The following is a 14,688-nucleotide window of genomic DNA, read 5'->3' as shown; positions in this document are numbered from 1 at the left end:
TCTATCCTTAAAGCCACAACTGTTATCTTAAACCAACCTCAATCAAGCATGTTGAGATTGAGGTTTTTTGGGCTTTGACTCTATTAATCGATAACTGCAAATAGAACGAATCAAACCCCTTAAGTACACGTTAGCAAGAATATGCATACAGTTCGATTACTTCCCATGTAATGTTATGTAAATTTCCTTACGCCACTCGGCAAACGTAAACAATGTAAATTGAATGCCAATACGAATGATTATCAACTAAATTGTCGCCATAAAATGTATAGGTATTGGTTTGTATGTCGTTAAAAAGTAGGGCGGTTCAATCATGGGCTCGTCGACTTCATGTTTATATTTCAATGGCACTTCTGTTCGTTGTTCTTTTCTTCTCAGTGACAGGTATCACCTTGAACAGACCTGAGTTATTTGAATCAAGCCAACCCAATATTCAACGCTCTACTTTAGAGCTTCCTACGAGTTTGTTCACGATCCAAGACGGGCGATTAAAAGCCGACGAGACAGCCTTTGAAACGTTTCTGTTTGAAGAAGCCAATCTGTCTGGTGTTCCTTCAGGTTTGGACATCTACGCAGAGATTGAAGGCGGTGAGTTGCTCATCGGTGAAGTGTCTATGGACTTCAAAGGACCAGGCTACAACGCTTCCGTGTTTGTTGACGTTACGTCTGAATTTGTAGAAGTCGAAACCACGAATTACGGCGTTATCGCATTGTTGAACGATCTACATAAAGGTCGTAACAGCGGTGAAGTATGGAAATGGTTTATCGATATCACTGCGCTACTGATGATCTTCTTTGTGTTGACTGGCGTGTGCTTACTGTTACCTAAAAAAAAGACGCTTAATACTTCGATCAAATGGACGGTGTTTGGGTCTGCAATCTCACTTGTTATCTATTTTGTCGCCGTGCCTTAACGCTTGATTCGATTGATGAATCGGATTGAAAAACGAACTTAAGGTTAAACGGATTTAAAAGGTTGTTAAACATGAAAAAAATGAACAGGAGCAAGGCGCTTCTTGCTTTATCTCTTTTGCCAAGCCTAGTTATGGCACAAGCGATCCCTGATACGGCAAAACTTGATGTCAGCTTTGAGCTGCCAAAAATCGATACCTCTATGTATGCGCGTCCTTATGTGGCGGTATGGGTAGAGAACAGCGAACGAAAGTCCGTGAAAACCATCGAGCTTTGGGTCGGTAAAGACGAATGGCTTAAGGATCTGCGTAGCTGGTGGAGAAAGGTTGGCCGTTACGATCGTGAACTGGTTGATGCTGTAACGTCTGCAACCCGTCCTGCTGGTCAGTACCGTTTCGTTTGGGATGGCAAGAGCGACAGCGGTGAAACGTTAGAACAAGGCGAGTACACGGTTCATATTGAAGTGGTTCGTGAACACGGTGGCCGTAACTACCTTCGCCAAAAAGTATCACTCACAGATTCAAACGCGTCTTATGAATTAAAAGCAACGCAAGAGACGGGTGTAATCGCCCTGAACTACATCGCAAATTAGTAGGTGTAGTTCAGTAACTAGTAAGTACGAACTAAAACCAAGCTGAACAGAATAGACAGTGGTCATCGTAGGCTCAGATAGAGCGACACGGCTAACAATTATAAATAATGGAATTGAACATGATGAAACAGACAAAAATCAAAGCACTTGCTCTAGCGGGTGTGATGGCATTCGGCCTAGCAGCAACGACAACGGCACAAGCTCACCCACGTTGGATTTTGCCATCTCACTTCACTGTATCTAAAGAAGGTGGTGATTGGCTAACGTTCGACGTTACTGCGTCTCACGGTACGTTTGTTTTTGATAAGCCTGCTGGCAGCGAAAATGCGCATGTCATCATGCCTGATGGTCGCAGCGAGCGTCCTAACTTTGTTATTCGTGGCAAGCGTCGTTCAATCTTCGACTTCTATTTTGAAGAAGAAGGCACACACAAAGTGGCGATCAACAACCAGCCGTCTCACTACACGGAATACAAAGCGGGTCGCCGTGACACGGTGAAGTGGATTAAAGCAAACAAAGCTGAGCGTGACTCTGTTCTTCCTGAAAAATCACGTGACGTGGTAACACAAATCAGTTTCACTCGCGCAGAAAGCTACATCACGGTAGGTAAGCCAACGGATTCAGTGTTCAAAATTGAAGGCAAGCTTCTTGAAATGAAGCCAGTGACTCACCCTTCAGACATCGTTGAAGGCGAACCTGTAACATTCCAGTTCTACTACAACGGTGAAATCCAGAAAGACGTGAAAGCGGAGATCACTCGTGATGGGACGCTGTACCGCAACCACCAAGAGCAGATTGATGTGGTGAGTGATGAGAACGGTGAAATCACGTTTACTCCAGACGTAGCAGGTCGTTACGTAATGAAAGCGAACTACAAAGGTGAGTTGATTGACGACCCACTGGCAGACAAAGCAAGTGCGAACGTTCACCTAACGTTCGAAGCTCTGCTTCAATAATCTGTGATGTCGGGGCTCGATCCCTGATTAAGCAACCAAAAAACTTAAGGGCTCATTTGAGCCCTTTATCGCTCAGTTTACTTCTGAGAATTTGCACTGTGGCTAGGGTACAAACCATGACAATAAAAACAAAACTTAACGCTTTAATGACTCCTTGCTTAGTACTGGGACTTGGTTTCGCTGCATTACCTGCGCAAGCACATTTTCCACTGATGAGCTGCTGGTTTGAAGGCAAAACCGTTGCTTGTGAAGCGGGTTATTCAGACGGCAGTAAAGCTATTGATTACGCGGTTGAGATGTACGACTACGAAGACAACTTGATTGCAAAAGAGATGACGGATAAACGCTCTATCGTTGAGTTTCCAAACCCTGAGACTGAGTTTTACCTTGTGTTTGATTCAGGCCACGAGTTTCCTGTTGAAGTGGACGTTGTTGAGATCAGCGAGAAATGATGATTCAAGGTGTACGTGCTGACACGGGCGGCAGAGAAGGCAAATGGGTAGGGCTGTTCATTGTGTTCATCCTGAGCTTTGCCACGGTTGCTATCCCATTTCATCAAGCAGAATCGCATATCAAAGCGGTACTTGATCATCAAATCTTAGTGACCGATGTCGAGCAAGAAAACTTGGCGATGTTATCAGAGCTGCGTTTAGCGCATGAAGAGATTCGTGACCTGCGTATGGACTCAGACGGTGAATGGCCAAGTGTTACGTCACTTAAAGATGAATGGGTCGCGCCATTTGTTGAAGACCAGAGTTGGAAGCGCAAAGGTTCTCATACTTGGTTATTGGACGAGCGTGGTTATTACTTTTCTACGCCAAGTGAATATGCTGCACAAAGTGATCATGGCTTCGCTGACTCCTTTATTTTGAACGCCAACAGTGTCTCTCCTGAAATCTGGATTTTCTTTGGTGGTGTAGCTACACAGCCAACTACTTTTGACCAACACACGCTTGAGTCTACGGGTTGGAAAATGGTCGTGAACGAATCAGAAATTGAACAGCATCATGAAAGCGATGCTCACTAATAATAAGAGAATTACTATGCGAATTATGACTCTATTGATGTCGTTATTGGCGGTGTTAATGACACCCAATGCATTGGCAAAAGAATACAAGGTCGACAGCGATAAGCTGACGATTGGCATAACCCTTCAGCCTTACTACAGCTATGTAAAAGCCGTGGTGGGTGACAAAGTGAACATCCTTCCTTTGGTTGATGCCGGCTTTAATCCGCATAATTACTTGCCACAACCGAACGACTTGAAACGTTTGAGCCAGATGGACGCTATCGTGGTAAACGGTATTGGCCATGATGACTTCGCACTAAAAGTAATCTCAGCCGCGCAACGTGATGACTTGCTGGTGATCGAAGCGAACAAAGAAGTGCCTTTACTTCCAGCATTAGGCCAATCTGTGGGTCAAGGCGCGGTGAATCCGCATACGTTTGTTGGACTTTCGACAACAATTCAAAAGGTTTACACCATTGCGAGTGAGGTATCTAAGCTCGACCCTGACAACGCGGCTTTTTATCGTAAGAATGCACGTAAATACGCAAAGCAATTTCGCTTTATGAAGCGCGATGCGATGTTGTCATTAGGTGAGTTAGATACATCAGGCATGAAGGTTGCGACTACGCACAACGCTTATGGCTACATCCTTCAAGAGTTTGGTGTTGATGTCGCTGCGGTAATCGAGCCAGCACACGGTGTTGAGCCAAGTGCTAGCCAACTTCAAGAGACGATCGAGAAGATCCGCGCATCGGGTATTGATGTTCTGTTCTACGAGTTAAACATGCCAAACCGTTTTGTTGACACGATTGAAGCGGAAACTGGCGTTCAGCTTTATCGTTTCTCTCACATGACCCACGGCGAATATGAAGACGACAAAGTCGAAGTTGAGATGAAGAAGAACCTAGAAACGTTAATCGAAGCCATGAAATTTGCGGCGGCGAACCAAGCTAAAAGCGGGAACGCATAATGTTAGGTCCATCAATCTCAATTAATAAACTCGGTCTGCAATACGATAACAACGTAATTCTTGATGATATCTCGCTCGAGCTTAAAGCGGGTGAGTGTCATGTGATCATGGGGCCAAACGGCGGTGGTAAAACTTCATTACTCCGCTCTGTGCTTGGTCTTACGCCTTTCTCTGGTCAAATCAATATCCACTGGCCAGATAAGCCGAGTATTGGTTACGTTCCGCAAAAAGCGACTTTTGAGTCGAGTTTACCTTTGACGGTCATGGACTTCGTACTGCTTAATCAAACGCGAATCCCGTTGTTTTGGCGTCGAAAATCTAAGCAATTGGATCTTGCACTCGCACAATTAGATCGCGTTGGTATGGCGACACGTAGCGACCGCCGTATGGGACAGTTGTCGGGTGGTGAGCAGCAACGCGTGCTGTTTGCTCAAGCGTTATTGGATAACCCGAGCTTACTGGTATTAGACGAACCAACGACGGGCATGGACGAGCAGGGCGTTCGTTATCTTGAATCGCTGATTCGTGAGTGTGTTAATGAAGGTCGTACGATTCTTGCGGTACACCACGATGTCACCGCAGTTCGTCGACTCGAAGCGAACGTACATGTTGTGAATCGATTCTTGGTTGATAGTGGCCCACACGAAGAAGTCTTACACCCAAGTAAAATCGAGAGCCTATTCCAGCACTACAGCAGTGGCTCTGCCATGACTAAATCTCAGGAGGTTGCGTAATGGATTGGTTACGACAACTTGCCATTAGTGGTGTTGAAGCGGGTTGGTTATCAGACAGCTTCATGTATGCCTTTATGGTGAATGCTTTGGTTGCAGCGTTATTGCTTGGCCCTCTGTTAGGTGGTCTTGGTACTTTGGTGATTGCCAAGCGTCTGGCTTTCTTCTCTGAGGCAGTAGGCCACGCAGCATTAACCGGTATCGCTATTGGTGTTTTACTTGGCGAACCACCAGAAAACCCAATTATTGGTCTGTTTAGTTTCTGCATGATCTTCGCGTTGCTTCTTCACTTTGTAAGAAATAGAACTAACGTACCATACGATACCTTAGTAGGTGTGTTTCTAGCGCTAGCACTAGCGGTCGGCGCGGCATTGCTGATGTACGTTGCTCGTAAGATCAACATCCACATGCTTGAAAACGTACTGTTTGGCTCGATTCTTACCGTAACAGACCAAGACTTAGCGATTCTTGCAAGCAGTTGCGCGATCATCATTTTGCTCTTGATACCGACATTCAACCGTATTCTCCTTACTTGTATCAGCCCTGATATTGCCAAGGTGCGCGGTTACAATACCAGCTTTTACGATTACTTGTTTGTCATGATGATCACCTTAGTGACAATTGCGGCCGTGAAGATCGTGGGCGCGGTTTTAGTGGGTGCGTTGTTGCTGATTCCAGGTGCGACCGCTCGATTGCTGACTAAACGCATGGGGAGCTTTGTACTGCTTTCAGCATTACTCGCAACCACCGCGTGTTTGGTCGGAACAGTATTACCGATGGAACTTAAACTGCCAGTGCCATCTGGTGCTTCAATCATCATCGTTTCTGCAACATTTTTCCTAGCGGCAACGCTATACCGAATTGTAAGAAAGGCATAATCATGACTTCTTTAATGAATCGTATTTCAAGTTCACTAAAAGCAACGGCTCAAGTGAGTGCAGTCAGCAGCCTATTGTTGGCTGGCTCAATGGTGTCTATCAGCGCTAATGCAAAGGATATCCTCACCAGTACGCCTGTGACTTACGCGTTAGCGACAGAGCTAACCAAAGGCACCGACATTACGACCGAATACCTACCACCAAAACGCTACGGCATTGATCGTCTGCCGAACTGGTTTGGTACCAAGGGTGCGAGTAAAGTGCTTCAATCTGGCGAAAAGGCGACCGTTGCGGTAACACTGTCATCCATCTGGCAAGCGGATCCTACCTTTGTATACGCAAGACAAGGCAATATCCGTTTGGTTGAGGTGGATGCGGCTCAAGCGATCACACCGCGTGCACAAGGTGTTGCAGCGCTTACATTGTCGAATGGTGATGTGTCTAAATACGCGTGGTTAAATCCGACCAACTTAACGCGTATGGCTGCAATTGTGGCTGACGACTTTAAGTTGTTGTGGCCTGCGCAAGCTGAAACGATTGATAGCAACTTACAGCGTGTGATGTTGGATGTTCGTGAACTGATCAACACGCAGCAATCGGTATTACTAGATAATGACGTAGATTCAGTATTGCTGCTTTCAGAAAGCTTGGAAGATTTTGTCTCTGGCAGCCAACTGTTTGTTGAAGAGCGTATGTTCAAAGCTGAACTGGAATGGACAGACGAAGACAAAGCCAAGCTTAAAGAGATGTTTTCGGAAGACGATGCTCTATGGTTAGTCACAGCGAAAAAGCCAACTAACTTGATTAAATCATTGGTACCGAATGAGCGTATCTTAGTGGTGGATTCTGTTGATCGTTGGGGTAGAGCAGGAATCAACAAAAAATCACCGTTTACCCGTTGGGAAGTACAGCCTTTCAAAGGCTAATCAGCGCGATTAAAATGGTAGGATCAAAAAAGCAGCCCAAATAAAGGCTGCTTTTTTGTTCTTATCCATTGACTCAGTACGGAGATTTGGACAAGAGGACTGCGAGTTTTAACTTACTCTGCAGCTTTTGTCTATTCAGCTTCGACAGCCGCTTCTACTGAACCTTCAGCGTGCTCTTGAGCCGCTTTAGCTTGTTCTTCAGCTTCCATTTTTGCGCGGTCAGCTTTAGAAATGTAGCGAGGCTTGTTGCTACTATGCAGTTTAGAATTCGCCTGTTTCTGCTTCTTTTTTAGAATTTGATTGATTTTTTTCTTACGGTTCATTGCTGCATAGCCTTGTATTTAGTTTAGGCGGTGGAGGATAATCATTTTAGCTCTAGAACTCAATATTTACATGGTATTCAGCAAGGAAAATATCACTATGCAGGCCGTCGAGACCGAACGTTTACGATTAAGAATGATCACGCCTCAAGATGCGGCGTTTATTCAGCGATTATACAGCTCAGAAGATTTCCTGCGTTACATTGGTGATAAGGAAATCAGCGACACTGACAAGGCTGTCGAATACATCGAAAACAACATTCTTAAGATGCACGAAGAGAAGGGAGTCTGTTTGTTGATGGTTGAAATCAAGGATTGTTCAACACCAATTGGTATCTGCGGACTAATAAAAAGAGACACCTTAGAGTCGCATGATATTGGCTACGGGTTTGTTCCTGAGTTTTATGGTCAAGGCTTTGCCCAAGAAGCAGCGGAGGCGATAATTGAACAAGCTAAGCAGAACGCTGATATCGATCATTTAGTTGCCATCACAACCTCTGATAACATTCGAAGTATCGCACTACTGACTAAATTAGGCTTTGTGTTTGAGCGAGTTGAAGATGTGATAAGCGAAAGTGTTAATCTCAACCTGTACGGTTTCTCATTAGGTAATTAAAACATGTTCCAACATAACAATATTCTACAAGGCGAGCTCGCAACGGAGTACAAAACCGTTATTGCGATGGTGCACATCTATTGCAAAGATCACCACGGTGAAGTTCGTCAGAATAATGCGTTATGTGAGGAGTGTGAGCAACTGCTGCGTTATGCCGAAACACGACTGGATAGATGTCCTTATGGCGAAGCAAAACCGACCTGTAATAAGTGTCCGATTCATTGCTATAAACCTGATCCGAAAGAGCAAATGCGTTTAGTGATGCGCTATGCCGGGCCAAGAATGCTACTTAAGCATCCTATTTTAGCGATTCGACATCTGATTCATGAGAAGCGGAAAGTGCCTGAAAAGCCGCTGCCGAACGTATCTAATCGTCATATCCGAATGAACAAGAAGTAAGTGGCGCTTGAAAGTAATTTCTAAAGAAACGAAAAAGGTCTGATTTCTCAGACCTTTTTTGATGTAGATACGATTTATCTAAGCTTGAATATAGCCAGGTAACTGTAACTTACGCCGCTTGTGGTTCTTCATAAGTAACCGTTAGGTTGTTGATCCAGCGTCGGCTCAAGTAACGGTGTGAACAGATAGCCAGTTTCACTACTTCTTCTACTAACATCAGACCATAGATGTATTTGAAGTCCCATCCAGCGATAAATGCGCAGTAAACACACACTGGAATACCCACCATCCACATCGCGATGAAATCCATACGTAGGCAGAACGCGTTATCGCCACCAGCGCGAATAATACCGTTGATGATCACCATGTTGAGCATACGAATCACCACAGCAAAACACATAATGGTCATTGCAGGTGAAGCGAGTGGGTAGAGTGCATCTGTAGAAAGGTTCAGCCATGTTAGAACATGCTCTTTGCCCATAAACAGTAGCAATCCTACAACCGCGCCAAATCCAACGACGGCTTTAATGAAGGTCAACCCCATACTCATTGCGTCATCAAACTCATCACGGCCTAATGAATGACCAAGCAGTACTGAACACGCTACCGAAATACCAAAGAAAATCGAGTAACACAGTGATTCAAACGGCGCGAGCATAGAGAACACAGCAAGTTCAGTTGTGCCCATGTGACCGAAGATCATTTGGTATGCCATAGTACCCATTGCCCATAACACGGCATTCATCGTTAGTGGCAAAGCAATACGACGGTAAGACAACCATAATGACGGACGATGTGGTGAGCTAGGCGTGGTTAACAACCAGTGGTTACGCATGCGCATGTAGCCATACATCAAGCCAACTTGAATTGCGCGAGCGAGTGTCGTCGCCAGTGCTGCACCTGCTACGCCCATAGCGGGAATACCAAAGGCACCTTTGATTAGAACGAAGTTAAGCGCAATGTTGAGTGCAATGGTCACCGCGCCCAATAGTAGTGGGGTTACGGTGTCACCTGATGAGCGCATGCTTGCTTCTACCACGACTACAATGTGAGTCAGCAGTAGAACGGGGAAGCCATACCATAGGTAAGTCGCGCCAAGTTCAATCACGGTTTGATCGCTGGTTTGCAACATCATTAAAAACTGAGAACCAAGAGTGATGATTGCAGTCACAGGCAACAGAACTTTTAAGCCAAACACCATCGCGATAGATGATACCGTTCGTGCGCTTTTTCGGTCATTCTTTCCCCAGTATTGAGCGACTAATGTTCCGTTTGCTGAGGCCAACCCTGCCATAATCATAATAGCAACGAAGTGCCATTTTGATGCAATTCCCACAGCCGCAGCTGCTTCCATACCATAGTCACTGACCATCAATACGTCAGCAAGGGCAAGAATAGCGACAAGCGCACTTTGTAAAGCAACAGGTAAACCAAGTTTAACGATACGAGGTAATATGCTCTCTGGCTTGTTATTCATAGATGAGTTAGGGTTGATGTTAGTTGTCATAAGCTCTCCGATTTATGGCAGAACTATAGTGATTTGAGCGAAGTAACAACATGTTTAAAAAACAACAAAACCTGTGCGAATCTGTCATTGATTCAATGAGACCAAAATCAACTTGGCACGATGATGTTTTTCTCGCTGAACAGTGCAAAGAACGTTTTTTGACCGTTGAAGATATTCCAGAGATGAAAAGCTTTGGTGTCTACATGGGAGGTATGGCGAAGCTATATGATGGTTATTGGGTTGAGCGAGAATCCGTTAATGTTCATACGTTGATTTTCACTATGGAAGGTGGCGGTATTCTAACAACCGCAACATCGGTACAAGAGATTACACCTTATACGCTGGTGGTTCTTCCTGCTGAAACCCCATTTCGTTTTGAACTTGATCCTCAATATAATTATTGGAAAATGGCGTGGATGCTGACGCCCGATACGCAGCAATGGCAGCACATAGCAAGTTTAGGTCAGGGGATTGTGCCGTTCGGAGAGTGTGAGCAGATCTGGTCATTAATGAACTTGGTTTACTTTGAGATAGGCGGTCGAGCCAGTTACCGTAAGTTACTCTTGAGTGAAATTATCCGAACATTGACGGGATTTGAGCCTAAGTCGACCAGTACTACTGCACGTGTTCAAGCACTCTATAATGAGATTGAAAGCAGTCTGCACCAACCATGGACCGTCGCTGGCATGGCACAAAGGGTGTTTATCAGCGAAGAGCAACTTAATCGAGTCACCAAGACGCTATTCGACCTATCACCACGCAGCAAATTGATTCAGTTGAGAATGGATAAAGCCACCAGTTTGTTGAAGCAGCAAGATTGGTCGGTGTCGATGATAGCCAATCGTCTAGGCTATAAAGACCCATATAACTTCTCACATCGTTTCAAAAAGCATTTCGGTCTGTCACCTAGTCAATATCGAAAGAGTCATCGACTGCCCGGTTAGCCATGCTTATTTCCTCGATCAATTACGCAAGATCAAACTTTGCAGTAATATTACTGTATTGAGCTATCTATCAATTTAGTATTTTTGCCCTATTCGGTACTATCAGAAACATCTAAAAGCACGACTGCATATGCAGGGTGAGGTATAAATGCAACAAGATATCGGCGAGGTGGATGATTTTGTTCTTCCATCAAAGCTCATTTTAAATAGTAAAGAGTTTCAATCAGGCACAAAAATTGTTCGAAAACAGGGCTGTGGTTCAATAATAGGAACGCTTTCTGAGCCTCATCGTAAAGTGCTTTTCTATCTTTACCTGAACAGAGGTCAAGTAGTTAGCAAGCAAATATTGAAGCGTATAGGTTGGGCCGGTAAAGCGGTGACATGTGCGTCTGTATTGGTGGCTATTTACGAGATCAGAAGAGTTCTCGACTGTCGTTGTATTCAAACAATTTCCAACGAAGGGTATGTCATGGAGTAATAAATAATCTCCTATTGATATCCTATTAATATTTTAATAATAAAAATTTAATCTCTTTACCGTACGAATTCCATTGATTATCGTCAAATCTAAAACGTCCACATATAAGCGACGTTATATAAATACGAACAAATCTGACATTGTCGCTGGCTATATAGTAAGGGAATTATCTAAAAATGGACTCTTATCCTGGAATAGAAACGAACCACTCTGAAAACAACGTAATACTTGAATTAAACGGTAAAATTGTTGAACTCAACACCAAACTTATTCGCAATGTAGAGAATGGCTACGTACTGGCTACCATGCCTTTGGCATACCGAAAGATCATTTTATTTATGAATCGACATCGAGGTGAATTGTTCAGTGTTGGTCAATTAAAGAAGATTGGCTGGGAAAGTGAGAAAGTCACCAATTCTTCTGTGATCGTCGCCATATCGGAAATTCGATCTTTGTTTGGTGATGGGCTGATCATGACGATAACGGGTGAAGGTTACGTGTTCCAACCTTAAACACTGTTCGCTGGTTTTATATTTCTCCGCATTATTACAGTTAAAGAAAAGGGCGCTTCATTTAGACGATTAGTCGTCACGAAGAGCCCCACTATTCTCTATCTAATGAACTTGCTATATCACTCGCCAGCAATCTGTAGAGGAGAACGCTTTAGACTTGCGATTAACATGTAAATCGTTGTCGCTAGCAGAGACGCAAACAGGTAAGTAAATAGTCCTGCTTGAGAGTCCATAAAGCTATCTGCAACTAATGGCCCTGCGACTGAACCGATGCTGTAACACAACAGCATAACCTGAGTCACTGACACCAGATAGCTTGGGTCTAAGTTACGACAACCTAAGTTAATCGCAATTGGGTAAAGTGCGAATGTTGCCATGCCCAGTACGAATAGGCTCATGCCTAGTACGTAGAAATCATGGTTTATCGTTATTACACCAATGCTTGCAACCCCTAGTAAGCTGAACAGAGCCATTAATAACACTTGTCCTATGTGGTGAGATAACCATGTCACCATCGGCTGAACAGCCATACCACCCATAATTACTAACGCCATCAAACCACCAATATCTTGGTGTGCGATGTTGCGCTGAGCCAGCTCTACAGGCATCAAGCCATAAATAGAACCAAGTGTTAGCCCCGATACAATACAACCAATTAGTGCGCTGTGGCTCAGTTTGCTGATTTGCTTCAGTGATAAAGACTTAGCATCGTGAATTTGTGGTGCTGTCGCTTGTCCGTACATCAACACAATGATTGCACCAAACAACAAGGTGAACATTGCAATGAAAGGCACGCCGCCTGTAATACCAAGGTATCCAATGCCAAGTTGACCAACGGCAGATCCGCCGTATAGCGAACACATGTAAACCCCTAAACGTTTCGCACGCTGAGATTCATCACCGCTCATTAGCCAAGATTCAACAATTACGAAGATGCCCGCTACCGCAACACCAGCAACAAAACGAGCCAATAGCCATACCGCTTGATGTGGGATCAATGGCAATACAAGGATCGTTGCAATGAATACGCTCAGTGCCACCACGAATGCGTCTTTATGACCAATACGAGCGATGGCGCGTTCAATCAATAACGTACCCGCTAGAAGACCTGCATAAAAGGCACTCGCCAACCAACTCGATAGATTACTGTCTAAGCCATACTCAGACAGCATTAATGGTAATGAACTCATTAAGTAGCCTGAAGCTATCGCGTAAAAAGACAATGCAATAACAGGAACAGTTATGCGGGTTGTTGGTTGGATGTTGTCCAATGCAGCAGCCTCTAAATAGTGAAAGAAACGATGAATTTTCCGCGACTATGGGGGAGAAACTGGATTGGGTAAAACGAATAAAAATGGTCGTGAAGATAAAAGAAATTTATCGTGTTTGTTAGCTAAAATACCGTTGTGATATTTCATGTTTTCGCGATATTTTCTGCGGTTAAATAGCCGATAAAGCGTTGTTCAAACGACTATTTAATTTGAAAGACGGAGAGAGGTTCGTTGTATTCATCAGATTTTAATTTAGGGCGTTTAATCGTGTTAGACCACTTCTTGTCGGTATTGTCTGGGCGAGCTTCCACTCCACTTACGAAAGGCATGTCGAAAGTTAGCGCTGTCTGAAAACCCAACGCGCTCAGATATCTCTTCAATGCTCATTTGAGTTGAAGAAAGGTAGTGTCGAGAAAGGTGAAAACGAACGTGGTCCAGTATCTTCTGGTAGCTGGTATCGGCAGCTTTAAGGTGCCGGCGTAGCGTTCGAGAAGACATCCCCAATTCTGATGAAATAGATTCTATCGAAGGGTAACATCCAGGTCTCTCTAGTAGCATTTGAGAGACTTTTTCTTTTAGGCTGGTGGACGCACTGACTTTTGCCAACATGTCGTCACACGATTTCAGACACATCTGCAGCGTGATGGTATTGGCGGTAGGAAGAGGCGAGTACAAACTTGTTGCATCAAACTGCCATTCAAGGCGATCACTATTGAATTCAACAGGGCAACGGAAAATTTCTGTGTAGAGGTCGCCGTATTCTGGCTTCGGGTAAGGGAAGCGGATCACTTGGGATGGGAATGGTTGTTGTAGTACTTCTTCACACAGGCTTTGAATTGCGGTGAACCAATATTCGCAACAAAATGGCAGCAGCGAGTCCAAGTCGATCAGCTGCTCGGCTCTAAAGTATCCAACGTTATCTTTTACTGACATCGTTTTTCTAAGTACTGGACCGGCAAGTTGCAGATATTTAAATCCGATCAACAAAGCATCTAATAGCGTCTCGCTACTGAACACCGCATAGCCCAATACACCAAAGTCGCTAAATCGTGCTTGTTGGCCGACTCTTAACCCTAAACCACCTTCATCTGTGTTCGCTAACGCATTACTGAACACAGCAAGCTTTTGCGCCAAAGTGATGTGTGTATCAGGTGTGTTGAGTTGGAGAGCATTGATGTTACTGCCTTCGAGTAACTCTTCGATACTTAGATCAGGCGATAGGTAACGATGCAGCAACTGAAGATCCAGAATGCCGAATGCTTGCATATCGGGTTCGTAAACTGCGGTGTATTCCATAAGCTGCCTCTTGTTGAATATCGATATCTTAACCGAACTTTTAACATTTACGCCTGTTGCTTGTTCTCACTTTCCTAAGCTTGTTCAAACTTTTGCTTTATGTGTGCAAGGTTTTTCAAGGTCTGATTGAGCTATGTCCGAATATCACCGGTTTTTGTCTTTTTGAAACCTGTTCGAAATGTTATCGAAATGTTGTAATTTGATGGGTTGCACATTGGAGCGCCTCAAACATTTTGCTCAATAAATACTATTTTGCTCAATAAGTATTCTTACCTACATGACACGCCAATGTGCAGGCTCTGATAGCAACAAAGACAACACTTATTACAACGATTAAAACGTCTAAGGCGAAGGTGACCGCTAGGTCTAGC

At 44.2% G+C, this 14,688-nt stretch carries 18 protein-coding genes; 14 read left to right on the top strand and 4 right to left on the bottom strand.

Translation table 11 applies throughout. The features are described from left to right. Positions 1-284: 284 nt before the first annotated feature. The 9 genes from CWO13_RS09110 (at position 285) to CWO13_RS09070 (ending at position 6,974) form a co-directional block, all read left to right on the top strand. On the top strand, positions 285-914 hold the full coding sequence (locus tag CWO13_RS09110; RefSeq protein WP_057622184.1) for a PepSY-associated TM helix domain-containing protein: 630 nt from the start codon (positions 285-287) through the stop codon (positions 912-914). A 71-nt stretch (positions 915-985) separates the two neighbouring features. Further along, entirely contained in the window at positions 986-1,504 is a 519-nt protein-coding gene (locus CWO13_RS09105) for a DUF2271 domain-containing protein (protein ID WP_108082827.1), read from the top strand. A gap of 119 nt (positions 1,505-1,623) precedes the next feature. Beyond that, positions 1,624-2,460, top strand: coding sequence for a DUF4198 domain-containing protein (locus CWO13_RS09100; protein WP_108082826.1), 837 nt, complete (start codon positions 1,624-1,626; stop codon positions 2,458-2,460). Between the two features lie 116 nt (positions 2,461-2,576). Then, on the top strand, positions 2,577-2,912 hold the full coding sequence (locus CWO13_RS09095) for a hypothetical protein (RefSeq protein WP_108082825.1): 336 nt from the start codon (positions 2,577-2,579) through the stop codon (positions 2,910-2,912). Further along, complete coding sequence (locus CWO13_RS09090) at positions 2,909-3,487, top strand: DUF6162 family protein (RefSeq protein WP_102433470.1); 579 nt, start codon at positions 2,909-2,911, stop codon at positions 3,485-3,487. The genes CWO13_RS09095 and CWO13_RS09090 overlap by 4 nt, the downstream gene beginning before the upstream one ends. Before the next feature lie 16 nt (positions 3,488-3,503). Further along, positions 3,504-4,439, top strand: coding sequence for a metal ABC transporter solute-binding protein, Zn/Mn family (locus CWO13_RS09085; protein WP_102433471.1), 936 nt, complete (start codon positions 3,504-3,506; stop codon positions 4,437-4,439). Then, the gene (locus tag CWO13_RS09080; protein ID WP_102433472.1) at positions 4,439-5,173 is read left to right on the top strand and encodes a metal ABC transporter ATP-binding protein; all 735 of its coding nucleotides are present in this window, start codon (positions 4,439-4,441) and stop codon (positions 5,171-5,173) included. Before CWO13_RS09085 ends, CWO13_RS09080 begins: the two co-directional genes overlap by 1 nt. Beyond that, complete coding sequence (locus CWO13_RS09075; RefSeq protein ID WP_108082824.1) at positions 5,173-6,048, top strand: metal ABC transporter permease; 876 nt, start codon at positions 5,173-5,175, stop codon at positions 6,046-6,048. Before CWO13_RS09080 ends, CWO13_RS09075 begins: the two co-directional genes overlap by 1 nt. Before the next feature lie 2 nt (positions 6,049-6,050). Beyond that, positions 6,051-6,974 carry an ABC transporter substrate-binding protein gene (locus CWO13_RS09070; RefSeq protein ID WP_102433474.1) on the top strand — a complete coding sequence of 308 codons (924 nt, stop codon included), beginning with the start codon at positions 6,051-6,053 and terminating at the stop codon, positions 6,972-6,974. A 131-nt stretch (positions 6,975-7,105) separates the two neighbouring features. On the opposite strand, the gene CWO13_RS09065 is transcribed toward CWO13_RS09070, so the two are convergent. Beyond that, on the bottom strand, positions 7,106-7,297 hold the full coding sequence (locus CWO13_RS09065; RefSeq protein ID WP_108082823.1) for a DUF2986 domain-containing protein: 192 nt from the start codon (positions 7,295-7,297) through the stop codon (positions 7,106-7,108). A gap of 97 nt (positions 7,298-7,394) precedes the next feature. On the opposite strand from CWO13_RS09065, the gene CWO13_RS09060 reads away from it, so the two are divergent. Further along, positions 7,395-7,910, top strand: coding sequence for a GNAT family N-acetyltransferase (locus tag CWO13_RS09060; RefSeq protein WP_048660129.1), 516 nt, complete (start codon positions 7,395-7,397; stop codon positions 7,908-7,910). A gap of 3 nt (positions 7,911-7,913) precedes the next feature. After that, complete coding sequence (locus CWO13_RS09055; RefSeq protein WP_017060975.1) at positions 7,914-8,309, top strand: nitrous oxide-stimulated promoter family protein; 396 nt, start codon at positions 7,914-7,916, stop codon at positions 8,307-8,309. A 109-nt stretch (positions 8,310-8,418) separates the two neighbouring features. Here the strand turns inward: CWO13_RS09055 and CWO13_RS09050 are convergent, their stop codons facing one another. After that, positions 8,419-9,816, bottom strand: a complete 1,398-nt coding sequence (locus CWO13_RS09050; protein WP_102433476.1) for an MATE family efflux transporter — start codon at positions 9,814-9,816, stop codon at positions 8,419-8,421. A gap of 50 nt (positions 9,817-9,866) precedes the next feature. Here CWO13_RS09050 and CWO13_RS09045 point away from each other — a divergent pair, with 50 nt between their 5' ends. The 3 genes from CWO13_RS09045 to CWO13_RS09035 all read left to right on the top strand — a co-directional run bounded on the left by CWO13_RS09045 (position 9,867) and on the right by CWO13_RS09035 (position 11,750). Then, positions 9,867-10,760, top strand: coding sequence for a helix-turn-helix domain-containing protein (locus CWO13_RS09045; protein WP_048660132.1), 894 nt, complete (start codon positions 9,867-9,869; stop codon positions 10,758-10,760). 148 nt (positions 10,761-10,908) lie between these two features. Beyond that, positions 10,909-11,238 (top strand): winged helix-turn-helix domain-containing protein, encoded by a 330-nt coding sequence (locus CWO13_RS09040; RefSeq protein WP_108082822.1) that lies wholly within the window; start codon positions 10,909-10,911, stop codon positions 11,236-11,238. Between the two features lie 176 nt (positions 11,239-11,414). Beyond that, entirely contained in the window at positions 11,415-11,750 is a 336-nt protein-coding gene (locus tag CWO13_RS09035) for a winged helix-turn-helix domain-containing protein (protein WP_065677073.1), read from the top strand. Between the two features lie 119 nt (positions 11,751-11,869). Here the strand turns inward: CWO13_RS09035 and CWO13_RS09030 are convergent, their stop codons facing one another. Both CWO13_RS09030 and CWO13_RS09025 read right to left on the bottom strand, forming a co-directional pair. Then, positions 11,870-13,021, bottom strand: a complete 1,152-nt coding sequence (locus CWO13_RS09030; RefSeq protein ID WP_102433161.1) for an MFS transporter — start codon at positions 13,019-13,021, stop codon at positions 11,870-11,872. Positions 13,022-13,291: 270 nt separating this feature from the next. Next, a complete protein-coding gene (locus tag CWO13_RS09025) occupies positions 13,292-14,317 on the bottom strand; it encodes an AraC family transcriptional regulator (protein ID WP_102433162.1) in 1,026 nt (341 codons plus the stop codon). Between the last annotated feature and the right edge of the window lie 371 nt (positions 14,318-14,688).

Source organism: Vibrio sp. ZF 223, from assembly GCF_003050585.1.
Classification (GTDB): domain Bacteria; phylum Pseudomonadota; class Gammaproteobacteria; order Enterobacterales; family Vibrionaceae; genus Vibrio; species Vibrio crassostreae.
This window is presented reverse-complemented; position numbering and strand designations above follow the sequence as displayed.